We start from the raw sequence: 17889 nt of genomic DNA, 5'->3' as shown, positions 1-17889 counted from the left end.
ATCCGCGTTTATCCCGCCACGGCGCTTGCGCGTCCGGGCCGATAATCCGCACACGTCGCTTCGCGTCCGCGCCCACTCGGGCCGGCGGGGCGGCAGACGGAGCCGGCAGTGGCCGAAGAAAGCGACCTCGAGAAGACAGAAGCCCCATCACCGCGAAGGCTGGAACAGGCGCGCGAGGAAGGACAGGTCCCGCAGTCGCGGGAACTGTCGACCTTTCTCGTCACGGTGACCGGGGCAGCGACCCTGCTGCTGCTCGGCGGCTGGATGGCGGGGCGTGTCTCGGGTCTGCTGCGCGACGGTTTCGCTTTCGACCGGCGCGCTGCCTTCGACGAAAACGTCATGCTCGACATGCTCGAGCGCATGCTCAGCGGCGCACTGCTCACCCTGATGCCGCTGTTCTTCGCCCTGCTGATCGCTGCAGTTGCTGCACCCATGCTTCTGGGCGGGCTGGTGTTCGCCCCCAAGGCGCTCGGGCCAAATTTCGGCCGCATGAACCCGCTCAAGGGGTTCGGTCGCATGTTCTCGGTGCACGGGCTCGCGGAGATGGTGAAAGCCATCCTGAAGTCGCTCCTTGTGGGGGGGGTTGCGGCGCTGGTGCTGTGGCTGAACATGGATCACCTCTTCGACCTGATGGTCGAGCCCCTCGAGATTGGCATGGCCGACTTCTCCGATACCGTCGCCTTCGCCGCGCTGCTCATCGTGCTCAGCCTCGGCCTGCTGGCGCTGATGGACGTGCCGTTCCAGCTCTGGCAGTACCACAAGAAGCTGCGCATGACCAAGGAAGAGGTCAAGCGCGAGGGCAAGGAGCAGGAAGGCGACCCGATGGTGAAAGGCCGTATTCGCGCGATGCAGCGTGAGATGGCCCGTCGCCGCATGATGTCCGAGGTGCCGAAGGCGGATGTCGTGGTGACCAACCCGACCCACTTCTCGGTGGCGCTGAAGTACGACGCTGAGAAGATGGGCGCGCCCGTGGTGGTGGCCAAGGGGCGGGGAGAACTCGCGCTGAAGATCCGGGAGCTTGCCAAGGAACATGGCGTACCCATGCTCGAGGCGCCGCCGCTGGCGCGTGCGCTCTACAAACACTGCGAACTGGAGCAGTCCATTCCCGCCGCGCTGTACACCGCAGTCGCCGAGGTCATGGCCTATGTCTACCAGCTCGATGCCTGGATGAAACTGGGCGGCCTGCCGCCCGTCGCGCCGACTGCCCTGCCTGTACCGGCGGGAATGGACCCGGGCGCCCCTGAGGAATGATTGCCTGACCCATGGCCATGAACGACGCCCTGAATCTGCGCCAGCTGCTCTCGCCGGCAAACCTCCGCCAACTGGCGGCGCCCTTGCTCATCATCATGATCCTGTCGATGATGGTGCTGCCGCTGCCGGTGTTCCTGCTCGACGTGTTTTTCACCTTCAACATCGCGATCTCGGTGATGGTGATGCTGGTGGCGATGTATTCGAAACGGCCACTCGATTTCTCGGTGTTCCCCACCGTGCTGCTGGTGACGACGTTGCTGCGCCTTTCGCTCAACGTGGCGTCGACGCGGATCGTGCTGCTCGAAGGCCACGGTGGCGGCGACGCGGCGGGCAAGGTGATCGAGGCCTTCGGCAGCTTCCTCGTCGGTGGCAACACCGCGGTGGGTCTGGTGGTGTTCGTCATCCTCACTGTCATCAACTTCGTCGTGATCACCAAGGGCGCAGGGCGAATCGCCGAGGTGTCCGCCCGCTTCACGCTGGACGCCATGCCTGGCAAGCAGATGGCGATCGATGCCGACCTCAACGCGGGGCTCATCGATGAGAAGGAAGCCAAGCAGCGGCGCAAGGAGATCGCGCAGGAGTCCGACTTCTATGGCGCCATGGACGGTGCTTCCAAGTTCGTGCGCGGCGACGCGGTGGCCGGCATCATCATCCTCGTCATCAACATCCTCGGCGGCCTCTTCGTCGGCATCATGCAGCATGATATGGCGGTGGGTGAGGCGGGACGCACGTATGCGCTGCTCACGATCGGTGACGGCCTGGTGGCTCAGATCCCGGCGCTGATCATCTCGGTGGCGGCCGGCTTGGTCGTTTCGCGCGTGGGTGACGAGGGCGACATCGGCGGTGTCATCATCGCCCAGGTGTTCTCCAATCCAATGGTGATGACGCTGACCGCCGTCATCATCGGGGTGCTCGGGCTCATTCCCGGGATGCCGAACCTCGTCTTCCTGCTCATCGCGCTGACGCTTGGGGCGATGGCCTGGATGCGACACAAGCGGATCGCCGAGGCGTCGACGGCTGCCCAGGCGCCGTCCGAGCAGGTGGCCGCAGCCGCCGCGCCCGCCGCGGAGGCCCAGGAGGCGAGCTGGAACGACGTCTCCCAGGTCGACGTGCTGGGGCTTGAGGTCGGCTACCGCCTGATCCCGATGGTGGATAAAGGGCAGGATGGCGAGCTGCTCAAGCGCATCCGCGGGCTGCGCAAGAAATTCGCCCAGGAGGTGGGTTTCCTGTCGTCCCCGGTGCATATCCGCGACAACCTCGAGCTCAAGCCCAACGCCTATCGCATCGCCCTCAAGGGGGTCGAGGTTGGCAGCGGGGAGGCCTATCCGGGTCAGTTCCTTGCGATCAACCCGGGCCGCGTGTCCGGCCCCCTTGCCGGGCGTGAAACCACCGATCCGGCGTTCGGTCTGCCCGCGGTGTGGATCGACAGCGGCATGCGCGAGCAGGCCCATGCGCTCGGCTACACCGTGGTCGATGCCAGCACCGTGGTGGCTACCCATCTCAACCACGTCATCCTCAATCACGCCGCGGAACTGCTCGGCCGCCAGGAAACCCAGGCGCTGCTCGACCACGTGGGCAAGGATTCGCCCAAGCTGGTCGAGGATCTGGTGCCGAAGGCGCTGGCCATCGGTACGGTTCAGCGCGTGCTGCAGAACCTGCTCGAGGAAGGCGTCAACATCCGCGACATGCGCAGCATCATCGAGGTGCTCGCCGAGCATGCGCCGCGCACGCAGGACCCGATGCAGCTCACCACCAAGGTGCGCGAGGCTCTGGGACGCGCGATCATGCAGAGCCTGTTTCCGGGCAACACCGAGGTGCAGGTCATGGCGCTGGAGCCGGGGCTGGAGCGCATTCTCATGCAGGCCATGGCCTCGGGCGGCGAGGGCGGTGCGATCGAGCCGGGCCTGGCCGATACCCTGCTGCGCCAGACGGCGCAGATCGCCCAGCGCCAGGAGGACATCGGTCTGCCGCCGGTGCTGCTCGTGCCCGCGCAGTTGCGCATGCTGCTGTCGCGCTTCCTGCGCCGCGCGGTGCCCTCGCTCAAGGTCATCTCCAACAGCGAGGTGCCCGAGAGCCGCACGATTCGCGTCACCGCAATGGTCGGCGCGCAGGGTTGAGCGCTGTCCCTGCACCGGCTCGGTGTCCGGCTTGCGCACGGGCTGTCGAGTCCCTGCGTACAGGCCTTTCTTCCCTGTGCAGGCCATGCGTCCGAGCACTCGAATTGACGGGGGAAAGCCGCTTTATTCGACCCAAGGGCCTTGACCGGGTGTGGCGATAATCCTCATCAAACAGTGGTCGACCGTGGCCACCGGGAGAATCGCCATGAACGTCAAACGCTACTTTGCCCCCACCGCCCGCGAGGCGCTCCGCGCGCTTAAGGAAGCCCTTGGTCCGGATGCGATCGTCCTGTCCAACCGCGCCGTCGAAGGCGGCGTGGAGATCCTCGCCTTGCCGGGTGAGGCCGTGGGGGCCTTGCAGGCCGCGAACCGTGCGGCCGTGACCGCGCGCAGCGCTACCGTAGCGCCTGCCGCCCCTGCCGCCCCTGCCGCGATGCGTGCGCGGATGCAGCCCGAGGCAGACGATGGCGACTTCGAGGTGAGCCTGTCGGCGCTGGCGTCAAAGGCCGCGCGCAACGTCGAGCGTCCGCCGCTGCGCCCCGCGCCGGAGGCGTCCGAGCCAGTGCTGCGTCCGTTCAACCCCCCGCGGATTGAAACTGCCGACTATACCGTGCGTGCCCGCGAGGCCATTCTGCGCAGCGCCGCAGAAACGGCTCGCCCGGCGCAGGGGGCGAGCCCGGCGCCAGCGGTCGCGTCGGGGCGGGCGGCGGGCCGTGCAATGGCGGCTCCGTCGGCCGACGAGTTCGGCAGCACGCGGGTGCGCGAGCTGCAGGAAACCAATGCCCGCCTGATGTCCGAACTGACCGGTATCCGCAGCATGATCGAGCGCCAGCTTGCGGGTTTCGCCTGGGGTGAAACCCGTCGCCATGCTCCAGCGCGCGCCGCGATGCTGGGCGAACTGCTCGAGGCAGGATTCTCGGCCGCGACTGCGCGCAAGCTCGTCGAGGCCGTTGCGGAGGATGCTGGGCGCACCGAGGCGCGCGAGGCCGCGGGCGCGGCGCTGGACCGTATGATGCACGCCTGCGCCTCCGACGAGGATCTGCTCGATCAGGGCGGGGTGTTTGCCCTCGTGGGCCCGACCGGCGTGGGCAAGACCACCACCACGGCCAAGCTGGCCGCCCGCTGCGTTGTGCGTCACGGTGCCGGCAAGCTCGCCCTGATCACCACCGACGGCTACCGCATTGGTGCGCAGGAGCAGTTGCGCATCTACGGCCGCATCCTTGGTGTGCCGGTGTTCTCGGTGCGCGACGCGGCTGATCTTCGACAGACACTGGCAGGTTTGCGCAACAAGCACATGGTGCTCATCGATACCATGGGGATGAGCCAGCGCGATCGCATGGTGGCCGAGCAGGCTGCGATGCTGTCCGGTGCGGGTGATGTGCGCCGCCTGTTGTTGCTCAACGCCACCGTGCGTGGCGACACCCTGGACGACGTGGTGCGCGCCTATGCCGGCGATGATCTCGCGGGCTGCATCTTCACCAAGGTTGACGAGGCGGCATCCCTGGCGCCGGCACTCGATGTGACCGTGCGCCATCAACTCGACATCCGCTACCTGACCAATGGCCAGCGGGTGCCTGAAGATCTGCATCTTCCGAATCGGGCCTATCTCCTCCACCGCGCCCTGCGCGAGCATGCGGGTGAGTCGCCCTGGCATCTGAACGGCGACGAGGCCGGATTCATGCTGGCGGCCGCCGGGGGGGCGTGATCATGCTGGATGGACGCGAAGATCAGGCCGCAGGACTGCGCCGCCTCTTCCGCCGCGCGCCGCCGCAGGTGGTGGCGCTGTACGTGGGCGGCAGGACGCGGACCCAGAATGCCGTGCTGGCTGCGCACCGCATCGCTGGACGTGCGGAGCGCGTGGTCATCCTTGACGAAGCCGAAGGCAGCGACACCCTGGCCGACGCGCTCGGCGTGAGCGAGGGTACCGACTTACTGCAATTGCTCGATGGCCGCACCCGGCTCTCGGGCATCCTCCAGACGGTCCCCGGGCTGGTCGGGCGCGTGCCTGTGGCCGCGGCCGCGCTGGCGCTGCCCTTGCTCGATGAGGCGCGCAGGGCCTGCCTGGTCGAGGCGCTGCGTATCCTGCACCGCCATGCGAGCTTCGTGCTCGTGCATGCAGCGGCGGAGTCGGTGGCCGAGCCGTCCCCCTTCGTGCAGGCTGCACCGCGCCGGCTGGTCGTGGCCGAGGCGAGTGCAAGCGGCGCGACTGACGCCTACCGGAGCATCAAGGGCCTCGCCGCGGCGGGCGCCGGTTCCGTGCATGTCGCCGTGTGCGGTGCACGCGGGCGCGCTGATGCGGCGGCGTTCTTCCGCAGTCTCGAGGCGCTGGTGGTTCGCCATGTAGGCGTTCCCCTTGCCTGGCTGGGTGAACTCGAGCGCGATGACATCGCCGCCGGGCTGCGCCAGCCACTGGAATTGTCCCAGCCCGAAGCCGGGGCTGCCTTCCTGCGCCGAGTGGCCGGCCTTGCTGCAGCTCGCAGCGTGTCCGGAACACGGATTGCCAGGCGGGTCGGTCCATGAGTGTGAAATATCCCGCTGGTAATGCCGTCGGCGCTGCCGGACAATTAGGGCCTCCAATGACCGGAAGCGGTGGGCTCCGGAGCCCGCGCCGCAAGACCATACAGGCCCAGTGGATGTACGACGCAAACGGTAATCTCGACAAGGCGAGCCTGGTCGAGGCCTATGCCCCCCTCGTGAAGCGCATTGCCTTCCAGCTCATGGCGAAGCTGCCTGCGAGCGTGGACGTGGATGACCTGATCCAGAACGGGATGATGGGGCTGCTCGATGCCCTGGGCCGTTACGAGCACGGACTGGGCGCCCAGTTCGAGACGTACGCGGTGCAGCGCATCCGCGGCGCAATGCTGGACGGCCTGCGTGACAATGACTGGCTGCCGCGCAGCCTGCGTCGAGACATGCGCCGGATCGAGGCAGCGATCCATGAACTGGAGCAGCAGTGCGGCCGCTCGCCCACCGAGTCCGAACTCGCCGAAGCGCTCGAAATGTCGCTGGACGACTACCAGCGCATGCTGCAGGACGCGCGTGGGCACCAGCTCGTCTACTTCGAGGATTTCAACCGGGAGGAGAGCGATGACTACCTCGATCGCCATCTGGCCCAGGACGACGCCAACCCGCTCAGTTTGCTCGAGGACGCGGACATGCGCCGGCGACTGGTCGGCGCGATCGAGCATCTGCCCGAGCGCGAGCAGATGGTGATGGCCCTGTATTACGACGAAGAGCTCAACCTGCGCGAGATCGGCGAAGTGCTCGGAGTGACCGAATCCCGCGTCTGTCAGTTGCACAGCCAGGCCGTCGCACGCCTGCGCGCATCCATCTTCGAAGGCGGGGCAGGGCGGCCAGCGGCACGCCGGCGGGGGCGTCCCCCGAAGCAGAAAGCGGCGAACTGATCATGCATGCTGTGCTGACGGCCAGACCCGATCATGGATAAGACCAGCCTTTTCGGCCTCGCCCTCGGTCTCGCCGCGATCGTGCTCGGGCAGATGCTCGAAGGCGGGCATCTGTCGTCGCTGTTCCAGCCCACGGCCTTTCTGATCGTGGTCGGCGGCACCCTTGGCGCAGTGATGCTGCAGAGTCCCCTGCGTACCTTCGTCGATGGCATGCGCATGGTGCGCTGGGTGTTCGTTCCGCCCGCGGTCGATCAGCAGGCCGTGATCGAACAGGTGTCGGGCTGGAGTCACGCCGCACGCAAGGAGGGCTTGCTGAATCTGGAGCGCCAGGTCGATGGACTGAGCGATCCCTTCATGCGCAAGGGTCTGCAACTACTCGTCGATGGCATCGACCCGCAGCGCCTGCGTGAGTTGCTGGAGGTGGAGATCGGCGTGCGCGAGGCGCAGATGCGGCAGTGTGCCCGCATCTGGGAGGCGGCCGGCGGCTACGCGCCCACCATCGGCATCCTGGGCGCCGTGATGGGTCTGATCCATGTGATGGAGAACCTCTCCGATCCCTCGCGCCTCGGTGCAGGCATCGCGGTGGCTTTCGTCGCCACGATCTACGGCGTCGGTTTCGCGAACCTGGTGTTCCTGCCCATCGCCAAGAAGCTGACCGCCCACATCGCGATGCTCACCACGCAGCGCGAGATGTTCGTCGACGGGCTGATCGGGATCGCCAATGGCGACAACCCGCGCATCGTCGCCAGCCGCATGCAGGGCTACGTGGTCTGACGCGGACACAACGGACATGAGGCGCAGGCGCAGACACGAAGAAGAGCATGAGAACCACGAGCGCTGGCTCGTCTCCTATGCCGACTTCATCACCCTGCTGTTCGCGTTCTTCGTCGTGATGTACTCGCTGTCCTCGGTGAATGAAGGCAAGTACCGGGTGCTCTCCGATTCCATGGTGCAGGCTTTCCGCAATGTCACCGTCAATGAAAGCGGCGAGCAGGTGATTCTGCCCACCACCAGCCTGATGCCGACAAGGCCGATCACTCAGGCAGGTCCGCCCGCGACCGAGGAGGTGGTCGAGCAGCGTCGTCGCGAGGTTGCCCGGCAGATGCGCGACATGGCGGAAGAGATCCGTCGCGTGCTGTCGCCCCTGACCCAGTCGGGGCAGGTGAATGTCACCGAGGGTGCCTTCGGCGTGAGCGTCGAGATCAACGCCAGCCTGCTCTTTGGCGCGGGCGAAGCCGTGCTTGGCGCGCAGGCGGCCTCGGCGCTGCAGGCCGTGGCGCAGGTCCTGGCGCCTGCTGGATTTCCGATCACGGTCGAAGGGCATACCGACAACGTGCCCATCAATACTTTCCGCTTCCCCTCGAACTGGGAACTCTCGGCGGTGCGCGCCTCCACCGTGGCGAGGCTCTTCATCGACAACGGCGTGGCGCCCGACCGCCTCACCGCAGCCGGCTATGCCGACCAGCGCCCGGTTGCGGACAATGCCAGCGACGAAGGGCGTAGCCGCAACCGGCGCGTCACCGTGCTGATCGAGTCGCGCACCGCAGACCTTCTGCCGGAGCCGGGCCCGACCACGATCCCTCCGGACGACCCGATCCGGTCGATCCTGCCAGGCAATCCGGAGGGCTGACCCTGACCAAGGCGGTTGCCCATCCCACTGTACACCTCCTCTCCCGACGTCCACATCCCTGAGCTGGGTGATGGGACGTCCTCAGCGCATGTGCTCGGGCTTCACCTTCGGCGCCAGCGGCGCACCCTTGCGCGCGCGACGGTGGCGTAGCGGTTCGCGCTGCGAGGGCTTGAGTTCGATGCGCACCGTCTTGCCACCGCGTCCCACGCCCTCGATCGTCAGCACCGCATCGTCTGCCGGCACCGCCACGGCGGCCAGCGCCTCGCCTTCGTCGAGTGCCATCACGATCACACCGCGACCACCGCTCTGCGTCTTCATCTCCGGGCGGGGGAAGACCAGCAGTCGGCCGTTCTCGGACGCTGCCGCAATCCAGTCGCCAAGGACCTTGGCCGGCGGCAACACCTTCTCGCCCTTCTCCAGGCTCATGAAGGCCTTGCCTGCGCGCTGGCGGCTGGTGGCATCCGCGACGCTGCACAGGAAGCCGTAGCCGCCGCTGTTGGCGAAGAAGTACACCGACTCCGGCGTGTCGGTCACGACCTGCGCCAGCTTGCCGCCGTCCTGGAACTCGACCAGGGTGGTGATCGGCGCACCGTCGCCACGCCCGCCGGGGAGGTCGGAGACCTTTACCGTGTACGCGCGGCCATTGCTGTCGATGACGATCAGCGGCCAGGTGGTGCGCGTCTCGATCACCGCGAAGCCGAAGTCGCCGGCCTTGTAGGCGATGCCTTCGGGGTCGATGCCATGACCCTGGCGCGAACGCACCCAACCGTTCTTCGACACGATCACGGTGACCGGCTCGTCCGGCACGCTGATCTCGGCAGGTGCCACCGCGGCCACCGCTTCGACCAGGGTGCGGCGGTCGTCGCCATACTTCTTCGCGTCGTCCTGGATCTCCTTGAGGATCAGCTTGGTCATCGCCGCGCGGTTATCCAGGATGTGCTGCAGGCCGGTGCGTTCGTCCTTGAGTTCGGCGAGTTCCTTCTCGATCTTGAAGCCTTCGAGGCGGGCCAACTGACGCAGGCGGATCTCGAGGATGTCCTCGGCCTGCGTCTCCGAGAGGCCGAAGGCAGCGATCAGCGCCGGCTTGGGCTCGTCCGACTCGCGGATCACGCGGATCACTTCCTCGATGTGCAGGAAGGCGATCATGCGGCCTTCGAGGATGTGGATGCGGCGATCCACCTCGTCCAGGCGGTGACGGGTGCGGCGCTCGACGGTGACGTAGCGGAAGTCGATCCATTCGCGCAGGATCTGCACAAGGTTCTTCTGCTGCGGTCGACCATCGCGCCCGATCATGGTCATGTTGACCGAGGCCGAGGTCTCCAGGCTGGTGTGGGCGAGCAGCACCGCCATGAACTCGTCCCGGTTCTGGCGGCTGGACTTGGGCTCCAGCACGATGCGCACCGGGGCCTTGTCGCTGGATTCGTCGCGCACCGTGTCGAGCACGCCGAGCACGAGCTGCTTGAGGTTCTTCTGCTCCTGCGAGACTTCTTTCTTGCCCGTGCGCGGCTGCGGGTTGGTCAGGGTCTCGATCTCGGACAGCACCTGCGCGGTGGAGACGCCGTGCGGCAGCTCCTCGACGATCGCGCGCCACTGGCCACGGGCGAGTTCCTCGATCTTCCAGCGTGCGCGCAGGCGCAGGCTGCCGCGGCCCGCCGCGTAGGCGTCGCGGATGGTCTCGGGGGTGGAGATGAGCTGGCCGCCGCCGGGGAAGTCCGGCCCGGGGATGATGCCGAGCACATCCTCGAGCGTGGCCTCGGGGTGGCGGATCAGGTGGCAGGTGGCTTCGGCCACCTCGCGCAGGTTGTGCGGCGGAATCTCGGTCGCCATGCCCACGGCGATGCCCGAGGCGCCGTTCAACAGCACGAAGGGCAGGCGCGCCGGCATCAGCTGCGGCTCCTCGAAGGCGCCGTCGTAGTTGGGGATGAAGTCCACCGTGCCGCGGTCGATCTCGGACAGCAGCAGTTCGGCGATTGGGGTCAGGCGGCACTCGGTGTAGCGCATCGCCGCCGCCGAGTCGCCGTCGCGCGAGCCGAAGTTGCCCTGGCCGTCGACCAGCGGATAGCGCAGCGAGAAGTCCTGCGCCACCCGCACCATGGCGTCATAGACGCTGGAGTCGCCGTGCGGGTGGTACTTGCCGATCACGTCGCCGACCACGCGCGCCGACTTCACGTGCTTGGAGGTGGACGACAGGCGCATCTCGTTCATCGCGAACAGGATGCGGCGCTGCACGGGCTTCAGGCCGTCCTCGACCTGCGGCAGCGCGCGCGACTTCACCACGCTCATGGCGTAGGCGAGGTAGGCGCGCTCGGCGTAGCGGTCGAGCGCCAGGGTGCCTTCGTCCTCGGGTTCGGGGTCGGGCTCGGCGGGCGGGGCGGGGGGCGGGGGCTGGTCCGCACCAATCGTGGTCGCGGGCGTTTGGCTCGTGGCGGGAAGCGCCGGTGCGACCGCGGTCGTCAGCGGCGTAGCAGATTCAGACGCTTCGGGGGCGCCGAACAGGTCGGGAGTGTCGTTGCTCATGCTTGGTGATCTTCGCTTTCGTTCGGCGCGCGCTCCAGGTTCGACCCCGTGTCGATCGGTGTGCGCGTTTCCGCCTCTGCAGGCTGATCGCGCGTGATCGAAAAATCGGGCTCGAACAGCGTCAGGGCGTCGAGTGCGCCGACCGGTGTGAGCTTGTCATTGGAGTTTGTATTCATTTGCGGGTCCTCAGGCGCTCAGACATCCGCCTCGACGCTGTCACCCTTTTCCTCCATCCACGCGCGCCGCCCCGAGGCCTCGCCCTTGCCCATCAGCAGCGTGAACATCTTCAGCGTGTCCTGCAGCGCGCCGCTACGCACCTTCACTGGCAGCACGCGGCGGGTGGCGGGGTCCATGGTGGTTTCGCGCAGCTGGTCGGGGTTCATCTCGCCCAGGCCCTTGAAGCGGCCGATCTCGATCGCGTCGGGCTTGAAGCCTTCCTTTTCCAGGCGGTCGCGGATCGCGGCGAGCTCGCGCTCGTCGAGTGCGTAGAGCCGGCGCGGTGGGCGCTTCTTGCCCTGGGCGGGCACATCAACGCGGTACAGCGGAGGCTGTGCCACATAAACATGGCCGCGCTCGATGAGCTTGGGGAAGTGGCGGAAGAAGAGCGTCAGTAGCAGGGTCTGGATGTGGGCGCCGTCCACGTCGGCGTCGGACATGATGACGACCTTGCCGTAGCGCAGGCCGGAGAGGTCGACCTCGCTGTCGGCCTTGTGCGCATCCACGCCGAGCGCCACCGCGATGTCGTGGATCTCGGCGTTGGCGAACAGGCGGTCGGGGTCGATCTCCCACGCGTTCTGCACCTTGCCGCGCAGCGGCAGGATGGCCTGGGTTTCCTTGTTGCGCGCCATCTTGGCCGAGCCGCCAGCGGAGTCGCCCTCGACCAGGAAGAGCTCGTTGTCGGCGATGTCCTCGGACTCGCAGTCGGACAGCTTGCCCGGCAGCACGGCAACGCCTGAGGTCTTCTTCTTCTCGACCTTTTGTGCGCTCTTCTGCCTTGCCAGCGCCTGTTTGATCGACAACTCGGCGATGGCCTTGCCGGCCTCGACGTGGTTGTTGAGCCAGATCTCGAAGGGGTCGCGCAGTTGCGAGGACACCAGCTTCACCGCTTCGCGCGAGTTGAGCTTCTCCTTCACCTGGCCCTGGAACTGCGGGTCCAGGAGGCGCGCAGACAGCACGAAGCTCATGCGCCCGCACACGTCCTCCTGCTGCAGTTTGACGCCGCGCGGCAGCAAGGTGTGATGGTCGATGAAGGACTTCATTGCCTCGAACACGCCGGCGCGCAGGCCGGACTCGTGCGTGCCGCCGTTCACCGTCGGGATCAGGTTGACGTAGGACTCGCTTGGCACCGCCGACTCGAACCACGCCAGCGCCCAGGCTGCGCCTTCCCCCGGGGCGAACGTCGGGTCGTCCTTGCCGGCGTACTTCTCGGCGGTGAAGATCGGCGCCACCGGCTCGACGTCACCGGCAAGTTCCTTCAGGTAGCCGGCGAGGCCTTCGGGGTAGGACCAGGTCTTGGTCAGCGCCGGGCCGCTAGCCTGCTCGATGTCGAGCCGCACCGCAACGCCGGACAGCAGCACCGCCTTCGAGCGCAGCAGGCGCTCGAGCTCGTTCATCGGAACGCGAGGCGACTCGAAGTATTTGCCGTCGGGCCACACGCGCACCCGGGTACCGGTCTGGCGGCCGCAGTCGCCCTCGATGCGCACCGGGCTGATCGTCTCACCGCCATCGGCGAAGTCGATGCGGTGGATCTTGCCATCGCGCTTGACCTCGACTTCGATGCGGGTCGACAGCGCATTGGTCACCGATACGCCGACGCCGTGCAGACCGCCCGAGAAGGCGTAGGCCGAATTGCCCTCGCGCTTGTCGAACTTGCCGCCGGCGTGCAGGCGGGTGTAGGCCAGCACCACCACCGGCACGCCTTCCTCGGGATGCAGGCCGACCGGAATGCCACGACCGTCGTCGGCCACGGTGACCGAGCCGTCCTGGTGCAGGGTGACGTGGATCTTCTTCGCAAAGCCGGCCAGCGCCTCGTCGGCGGCGTTGTCGATCACTTCCTGGATGATGTGCGCCGGACTGTCGGTGCGGGTGTACATGCCGGGGCGCTCACGCACCGGCTCGAGTCCTTTCAGGACGCGGAAGGAGGATTCGTCGTACTGCTTTGGGGTGTCTTGCTTGCCAGCCATGCTGCGCGCCCGTTCGGTGTCACGAAGGGCGCAAGGATAGCAGAGAGCCGGGCGTAGTTGAGTTGGCGATACTGAACAAACGTTCAGGCACTGCCCAGTATGCGGCCGCCGCCGGTCGGCTTCGAAAGACCGTCGGCGTCATACAGTTGCGGGTGATTGGCGGCCGACAGCAGGATCGACAGTGCGGCCTGGTTCCCGGCCATGCGCTCGAGGATCAGCTTGCCGTTGAGTGCGTTGCGATCGCGCGCGTTGCGGGCCCGCTCGATGACTTCGTCCCAGCGGGCGAGTACGCGCGGCAGCCCCGAAAAGATTGCACGCACCGCCGCGTCGGCAGTCGGGTGGGCGGAACGACCCAGCAACCGGCCGCGTTCGTCGGATAGCCTTTGCAGCTGCCGGTAGCGTTCGTTCTTTTCGTTGGCGATGGCGACAAGGGCGTCGGTGTCGCCCTTGATCAACACAGCCTCCTCGCGATCGAGCAGGGCGAGGAATTCGCCAAGCTGGAGCGATTCGGCTTCGATCAGCAGCGCGATGCGCTGGATGTCGGCGGGGGTCGGGGCGGAGGTCTGCATGGAGTCGTGCCGGCGGTGTGGCCAGGGAGCGGTTCGCGTGCGCGAATCTTAGCGCCCCGGACTCATCCCTGCGAACCGAGCATTTCCCTGACGCTGTCGATGAGACCGTCGGCGATGCGGCTGGCGTCGACCTTGAAGCGCCCCTCGGAGATCGCCTGGCGGATCTCGTCGACCCGCTGGCGGTTGACCTCGGGGGTGCTCGAGATCGCGGTCTCTGCCTTGCGCATCAGCGAGGCCATCGGCGAGATCTGCACGCTTTCTGAACCACCCTGTGTTTCGGCCTTGCCGCGCGCAGCCTGGCTGCGTGTGTCCTGGGCAGGCGTTGGGACGTAGGCCTTGCCCGAGCTTTCGATTTTCATGTCTGTCTCCGCGAACGCTATGACTCGAAAGGGTATACGGCCCCCTTTCATAAAACTTGAGTGATTTATTTCACGCAGCGGAGGCTGCCGGCTTGTCCCGCTTCAAAAGCGGAGGGTGACGGTGCCGTCCTCGCGGGCGATGCCCTGGACGATCTGTCCGTTCGCCAGTCGCACGCGTACCCGCTCGCCCGGCGCCGCGTCGTTGAGGGCCTGGCCCTGGCCGGAAACGGTGAACCCCTCGCCCTGCGTGAACACCTGCACGGGCCTGCCGCGGCTCACCGCGTTGGGCGGTCGGAGCGAGCTGGCCCGCAGCGGCATGCCTTCTGCGACTGCGAAGCGGGTCAAGTTGCCCACTGCCTGCTCCGGGGAAGTAAGCACATTGTCGGGGAGGGCGGTGAGCTCGCCGCTGCGGAGTTCGATATCCTGTGTGCCCAGCATCTCGGCCGAACGCAGTGACCGGGCCGCCACGAGGTAGGCACCGAAGACCTGCACCTGCGCCTGAACATACGCGGTCCATGCCATGGGGGCGTCGCAGCGTACGCCCACGTTGATCGTGCCCCAGGGGCGAACCCCCGACGGCAGGAAGGGCGCGATCGCCGCGCAGGCCGGGAGCCGGTTCGCCGGGTCGAAGCCGCGCACCGCGATACGGACCTCGCCGGGCATGCCCTGAACCTCGCGCTGCAGGAATGTCCGCACTGCGTGCTCTACGGGTTCCGGGGGCTGGTGTGCGCCCGCTACCCCCGGAAGGAACACCGCGGCTAGCACGGTGAGGCTGGCGTGGGCGAGGATCGGTATGCGGAAGGACGGTTGCTTTGGGTCGCTCATGGGGTGATTGCAGCACGGTCCGCCAGCGCAGGCAAGGCGGCAGCTTTTGCCGCGGCCGGCGGGCAAGCGGCAAAGAAGGGCGGTTTTCTGCCGTCTTATCGGGCGAGTGCGGGTGGCGGCGGCCGCGTACCATCGCTGGCATGAAAGCTGCACGTTCTCCCGTCATCCAGCCCGCCGCGCCCAACGTGACGGCGCTGCTCATTCCCGAGGCCCTGCGATGAAAACCCTTGTCGACAACAGTTTCCGCTTTCACCAGACCGCGCTGAACCTGCAGGCGTACCGGCAGGAGTTGCTCGCCTCGAACATCGCCAACGCGGATACGCCGCACTTCAAGGCGCGCGATGTCGACTTCAAGAGCGCGCTGCAGGGGGCGCTTGCCGGCAGCGGCAGTGGTGTGGGGCTCGAGACCACGCACGCTGGGCACATTTCCGGCGGCGCCTTTTCCGCCGTCGAGGGTTCGGTCAAGTACCGTGCCGAGCTGCAATCCTCGGTCGACGGCAACACGGTGAACATGGATGTCGAGCGCGCGGCCTTCGCCGAGAACGCCCTGCGCTACGAAGCCAGCGTGACCTTCATCAGCGGCATGCTGCGCTCGATGAACACCGCGCTCACCGGCCAGTAAGGAGTTCTGTCATGAGCATGCTCAACGTTTTTCAGATTGCGGGTTCTGCGCTCAATGCGCAGTCGATGCGCCTCAATACCACGGCGTCCAACCTCGCCAACGCGGACAGCGTCACCACCGAAACCGGCGAACCCTACCGTGCCAAGCAGGTGGTCTTTGCCGCCCGTCCGGTTGCCGGACCGGGCGCGATCGGCGTCCAGGTCACGCAGATCGTCGAGAGCGCGGCGCCGATGCGGCTCGTGTATGAGCCGAACAACCCGGCGGCCAATGCCGACGGCTACGTCGAGATGCCCAACGTCAACGTTGCCGAGGAAATGGTGAACATGATCTCCGCGTCGCGTTCGTACCAGAACAACGCCGAGATCATGAGCACGGCACGGACCTTGCTTCAGAGGACATTGCAGATCGGACAGTAAGCCCGTCCGGCAAACGATGCCCCTAGCAGGAGATCTTCATGACCACCGTCTCGAACAATCAGACCGCGAACAGCGTGCTGGCCAGCCTGGCCCGCAGCGAACCTGTCCAGAAGCCCGAAGAGGACCAGCAGGGCCGCTTCCTCAAGCTGCTGACGACGCAGCTTCGGAATCAGGACCCGATGAATCCAATGGAAAACGCGGAGATGACTTCGCAACTTGCGCAGATGAGCACGGTGGATGGCATCGAGCGACTCAACAAGATGGTGCAGTCTTTCTTCGACTCGCAGGCTTCCGCCGAAGGGCTCAATGCAGCCGCGCTGCTCGGGCGTGGGGTGCTGGTGGAAGGGCGCAGCCTGGCGCTGACCGAATCGGGTGCAGTCGGCGGTTTCGAGGTCGACGGCCCGGCCGACCGCGTCACGCTGACGGTACGCGACAGCGCCGGACTGGCGGTGAAGCAGATGGATTTCGACGCGGTCGATGCGGGCAGCCACAACTTCGTCTGGGACGGTAGCGCGGACGATGGTTCGCGCGCTGCGGACGGCATCTACACGCTTTCGCTGTCCGCCACGCTGGGCGACGAGGCTGTAGCCGGGCGTACGCTGCAGTTCGGCCCCGTGACCAGCATCGTGCGTGGTGCCAACGGCACCGACCTTCAGGTTGGCGACCTTGGCGTGTTCAAGGTTGCAGACGTCAAGCAGATTCTCTGATCCGGAGCACCGATCATGGCATTTCAGCAGGGCCTCAGCGGCCTGAATTCTTCCTCGAAGGCGCTCGACGTCATCTCCAACAACGTCGCCAACGCCAGCACCGTGGGCTTCAAGAACTCCGGCACGGTGTTCGCCGACGCCTACGCATCCTCGCTCACCGGTGCAGTCTCCAAGGTCCAGATCGGTATCGGCAGCGGGGTGCAGGCCGTGCGCCAGACCTTCAACCAGGGCAACATCACCACCACCAACAACCCGCTCGACATGGCGGCCAATGGCAATGGTTTCTTCGAGGTGGAGCTGCAGAACGGTGGCTACGCGCTGACCCGTAACGGCCAGTTCAACATCGACAAGAATGGCTACATCGTTACCGCATTGGGCGACCGGTTGATGGGGTACCAGTTGGTTGATGCCGTGTCGGGCGACGTTCAGGCGCCGGCCACGGTCACAGCCGATTCGTTCCGTACGATGATGATTCCTTCGACCGGGGTGGGTGCCACGGCGACCACCGATGTTGGCCTGAGCCTCAACCTCAGCGCGGACGCAGCGACCATTGACGCCACAACGACGCCTTTCGATCCGGATGTTCCCGCCACCTACACGTACTCGACCGCGCTGAAGATCTTCGACTCCCTCGGGAAGGAGCACTCGCTGTCCCTTTACTTCGCCCGGCGTACGGATGTCGTAAACAGCACGTGGGATGTCTACACCGTTGTCGATAACACGGTGCCGCCGCCGCCGATCGCAGCAAATGCGACGCTGAGCTTCGATGGGCTCGGCAAGCTCGTTCCGCCCAGCAATTTCGTCCTGAATTCCAACCTTGGTCCGGACGCTGACCCGAGCGTGATCGACGTGGATATGTCGCTGATCACCCAGTTCGGCGGCAAGTCCACGCCGCGCGAACTGACCCAGAACGGCTCTTCCCCCGGCGAGATCGCCGGCCTGGCGATCAGCCGCAACGGCGTCATCCAGGCGCGCTACACCAACGGCATCACCAAGGACATCGCGATCGTCAACCTGACGACCGTGCGCAACAACAACGGCTTGTCGCCCATCGGCAACAACTACTGGGTCGAGACGCCGGAGTCGGGCGGCTTCGCCCGCGGCGAGCCGGGCAACGGGCTCAACGGCGTCATCTCCGCCGGCCAGGTCGAGGAGTCCAACGTCGATCTGACCCAGGAGCTGGTGCAGATGATCATTCAGCAACGTAACTACCAGGCCAACGCGCAATCGATCCGCACGCAGGACCAGATCCTGCAGACGCTGGTCAACCTGCGCTGATGCCTGAGCCG

17 protein-coding genes are annotated in these 17889 nt (G+C 66.4%); 11 read left to right on the top strand and 6 right to left on the bottom strand.

The genetic code is table 11. The annotated features are described in order from the left end of the window. Positions 1-108: 108 nt before the first annotated feature. From flhB to motD, 7 genes are all read left to right on the top strand, one after another. The gene (gene flhB, locus ACPT9U_RS06885) at positions 109-1251 is read left to right on the top strand and encodes a flagellar biosynthesis protein FlhB (RefSeq protein WP_435750329.1); all 1143 of its coding nucleotides are present in this window, start codon (positions 109-111) and stop codon (positions 1249-1251) included. A gap of 11 nt (positions 1252-1262) precedes the next feature. Next, entirely contained in the window at positions 1263-3368 is a 2106-nt protein-coding gene (flhA, locus tag ACPT9U_RS06880; RefSeq protein WP_435750328.1) for a flagellar biosynthesis protein FlhA, read from the top strand. Between the two features lie 205 nt (positions 3369-3573). Then, on the top strand, positions 3574-5073 hold the full coding sequence (gene flhF, locus ACPT9U_RS06875; protein WP_435750327.1) for a flagellar biosynthesis protein FlhF: 1500 nt from the start codon (positions 3574-3576) through the stop codon (positions 5071-5073). Between the two features lie 2 nt (positions 5074-5075). Then, positions 5076-5888, top strand: a complete 813-nt coding sequence (locus ACPT9U_RS06870; protein ID WP_435750325.1) for a MinD/ParA family ATP-binding protein — start codon at positions 5076-5078, stop codon at positions 5886-5888. Between the two features lie 113 nt (positions 5889-6001). Next, positions 6002-6772 (top strand): RNA polymerase sigma factor FliA, encoded by a 771-nt coding sequence (locus tag ACPT9U_RS06865; RefSeq protein WP_418362974.1) that lies wholly within the window; start codon positions 6002-6004, stop codon positions 6770-6772. 33 nt (positions 6773-6805) lie between these two features. Continuing rightward, the gene (locus ACPT9U_RS06860) at positions 6806-7546 is read left to right on the top strand and encodes a flagellar motor protein (protein ID WP_435750324.1); all 741 of its coding nucleotides are present in this window, start codon (positions 6806-6808) and stop codon (positions 7544-7546) included. Positions 7547-7562: 16 nt separating this feature from the next. Next, positions 7563-8402 (top strand): flagellar motor protein MotD, encoded by an 840-nt coding sequence (motD, locus tag ACPT9U_RS06855; RefSeq protein WP_435750323.1) that lies wholly within the window; start codon positions 7563-7565, stop codon positions 8400-8402. An 81-nt stretch (positions 8403-8483) separates the two neighbouring features. Here the strand turns inward: motD and parC are convergent, their stop codons facing one another. The 6 genes from parC to flgA form a co-directional block, all read right to left on the bottom strand. After that, positions 8484-10919 (bottom strand): DNA topoisomerase IV subunit A, encoded by a 2436-nt coding sequence (parC, locus tag ACPT9U_RS06850; protein WP_435750322.1) that lies wholly within the window; start codon positions 10917-10919, stop codon positions 8484-8486. Further along, positions 10916-11095, bottom strand: coding sequence for a hypothetical protein (locus ACPT9U_RS06845; protein WP_435750321.1), 180 nt, complete (start codon positions 11093-11095; stop codon positions 10916-10918). Before ACPT9U_RS06845 ends, parC begins: the two co-directional genes overlap by 4 nt. An 18-nt stretch (positions 11096-11113) precedes the next feature. Beyond that, positions 11114-13102 (bottom strand): DNA topoisomerase IV subunit B, encoded by a 1989-nt coding sequence (locus ACPT9U_RS06840; protein ID WP_435750320.1) that lies wholly within the window; start codon positions 13100-13102, stop codon positions 11114-11116. A gap of 83 nt (positions 13103-13185) precedes the next feature. Continuing rightward, positions 13186-13671 carry a flagella synthesis protein FlgN gene (locus ACPT9U_RS06835; protein WP_435750319.1) on the bottom strand — a complete coding sequence of 162 codons (486 nt, stop codon included), beginning with the start codon at positions 13669-13671 and terminating at the stop codon, positions 13186-13188. Between the two features lie 62 nt (positions 13672-13733). Then, the gene (gene flgM / locus ACPT9U_RS06830) at positions 13734-14030 is read right to left on the bottom strand and encodes a flagellar biosynthesis anti-sigma factor FlgM (protein ID WP_435750318.1); all 297 of its coding nucleotides are present in this window, start codon (positions 14028-14030) and stop codon (positions 13734-13736) included. Positions 14031-14132: 102 nt separating this feature from the next. Next, the gene (gene flgA, locus ACPT9U_RS06825; RefSeq protein ID WP_435750317.1) at positions 14133-14855 is read right to left on the bottom strand and encodes a flagellar basal body P-ring formation chaperone FlgA; all 723 of its coding nucleotides are present in this window, start codon (positions 14853-14855) and stop codon (positions 14133-14135) included. Between the two features lie 217 nt (positions 14856-15072). Here flgA and flgB point away from each other — a divergent pair, with 217 nt between their 5' ends. From flgB to flgE, 4 genes are read left to right on the top strand one after another with little or no spacing between them, the layout of a single operon-like run. Then, the gene (gene flgB / locus ACPT9U_RS06820) at positions 15073-15477 is read left to right on the top strand and encodes a flagellar basal body rod protein FlgB (RefSeq protein WP_418362964.1); all 405 of its coding nucleotides are present in this window, start codon (positions 15073-15075) and stop codon (positions 15475-15477) included. Between the two features lie 11 nt (positions 15478-15488). Further along, positions 15489-15893, top strand: a complete 405-nt coding sequence (gene flgC, locus ACPT9U_RS06815; RefSeq protein WP_418362963.1) for a flagellar basal body rod protein FlgC — start codon at positions 15489-15491, stop codon at positions 15891-15893. A gap of 38 nt (positions 15894-15931) precedes the next feature. Then, the gene (locus tag ACPT9U_RS06810; RefSeq protein WP_418362962.1) at positions 15932-16600 is read left to right on the top strand and encodes a flagellar hook assembly protein FlgD; all 669 of its coding nucleotides are present in this window, start codon (positions 15932-15934) and stop codon (positions 16598-16600) included. Between the two features lie 15 nt (positions 16601-16615). Then, complete coding sequence (gene flgE, locus ACPT9U_RS06805) at positions 16616-17878, top strand: flagellar hook protein FlgE (RefSeq protein ID WP_418362961.1); 1263 nt, start codon at positions 16616-16618, stop codon at positions 17876-17878. The last annotated feature ends 11 nt before the right edge of the window (positions 17879-17889 follow it).

The sequence above is a fragment of the Thauera sp. AutoDN2 genome, assembly GCF_051280715.1.
GTDB lineage: Bacteria > Pseudomonadota > Gammaproteobacteria > Burkholderiales > Rhodocyclaceae > Thauera.
This window is presented reverse-complemented; position numbering and strand designations above follow the sequence as displayed.

Bases quoted from the DNA above. Each gene is read 5' to 3' on its own strand.
- ACPT9U_RS06840 (WP_435750320.1), bottom strand. From the start codon at position 13,102: ATGGCTGGCAAGCAAGACACCCCAAAGCAGTACGACGAATCCTCCTTC.
- flhA (WP_435750328.1), top strand. From the start codon at position 1,263: ATGGCCATGAACGACGCCCTGAATCTGCGCCAGCTGCTCTCGCCGGCA.
- motD (WP_435750323.1), top strand. From the start codon at position 7,563: ATGAGGCGCAGGCGCAGACACGAAGAAGAGCATGAGAACCACGAGCGC.
- flgC (WP_418362963.1), top strand. From the start codon at position 15,489: ATGAGCATGCTCAACGTTTTTCAGATTGCGGGTTCTGCGCTCAATGCG.
- flgE (WP_418362961.1), top strand. From the start codon at position 16,616: ATGGCATTTCAGCAGGGCCTCAGCGGCCTGAATTCTTCCTCGAAGGCG.
- ACPT9U_RS06845 (WP_435750321.1), bottom strand. From the start codon at position 11,095: ATGAATACAAACTCCAATGACAAGCTCACACCGGTCGGCGCACTCGAC.
- ACPT9U_RS06835 (WP_435750319.1), bottom strand. From the start codon at position 13,671: ATGCAGACCTCCGCCCCGACCCCCGCCGACATCCAGCGCATCGCGCTG.
- flgB (WP_418362964.1), top strand. From the start codon at position 15,073: ATGAAAACCCTTGTCGACAACAGTTTCCGCTTTCACCAGACCGCGCTG.
- ACPT9U_RS06860 (WP_435750324.1), top strand. From the start codon at position 6,806: ATGGATAAGACCAGCCTTTTCGGCCTCGCCCTCGGTCTCGCCGCGATC.
- ACPT9U_RS06865 (WP_418362974.1), top strand. From the start codon at position 6,002: ATGTACGACGCAAACGGTAATCTCGACAAGGCGAGCCTGGTCGAGGCC.
- ACPT9U_RS06870 (WP_435750325.1), top strand. From the start codon at position 5,076: ATGCTGGATGGACGCGAAGATCAGGCCGCAGGACTGCGCCGCCTCTTC.
- parC (WP_435750322.1), bottom strand. From the start codon at position 10,919: ATGAGCAACGACACTCCCGACCTGTTCGGCGCCCCCGAAGCGTCTGAA.
- flgA (WP_435750317.1), bottom strand. From the start codon at position 14,855: ATGAGCGACCCAAAGCAACCGTCCTTCCGCATACCGATCCTCGCCCAC.
- flhF (WP_435750327.1), top strand. From the start codon at position 3,574: ATGAACGTCAAACGCTACTTTGCCCCCACCGCCCGCGAGGCGCTCCGC.
- ACPT9U_RS06810 (WP_418362962.1), top strand. From the start codon at position 15,932: ATGACCACCGTCTCGAACAATCAGACCGCGAACAGCGTGCTGGCCAGC.
- flgM (WP_435750318.1), bottom strand. From the start codon at position 14,030: ATGAAAATCGAAAGCTCGGGCAAGGCCTACGTCCCAACGCCTGCCCAG.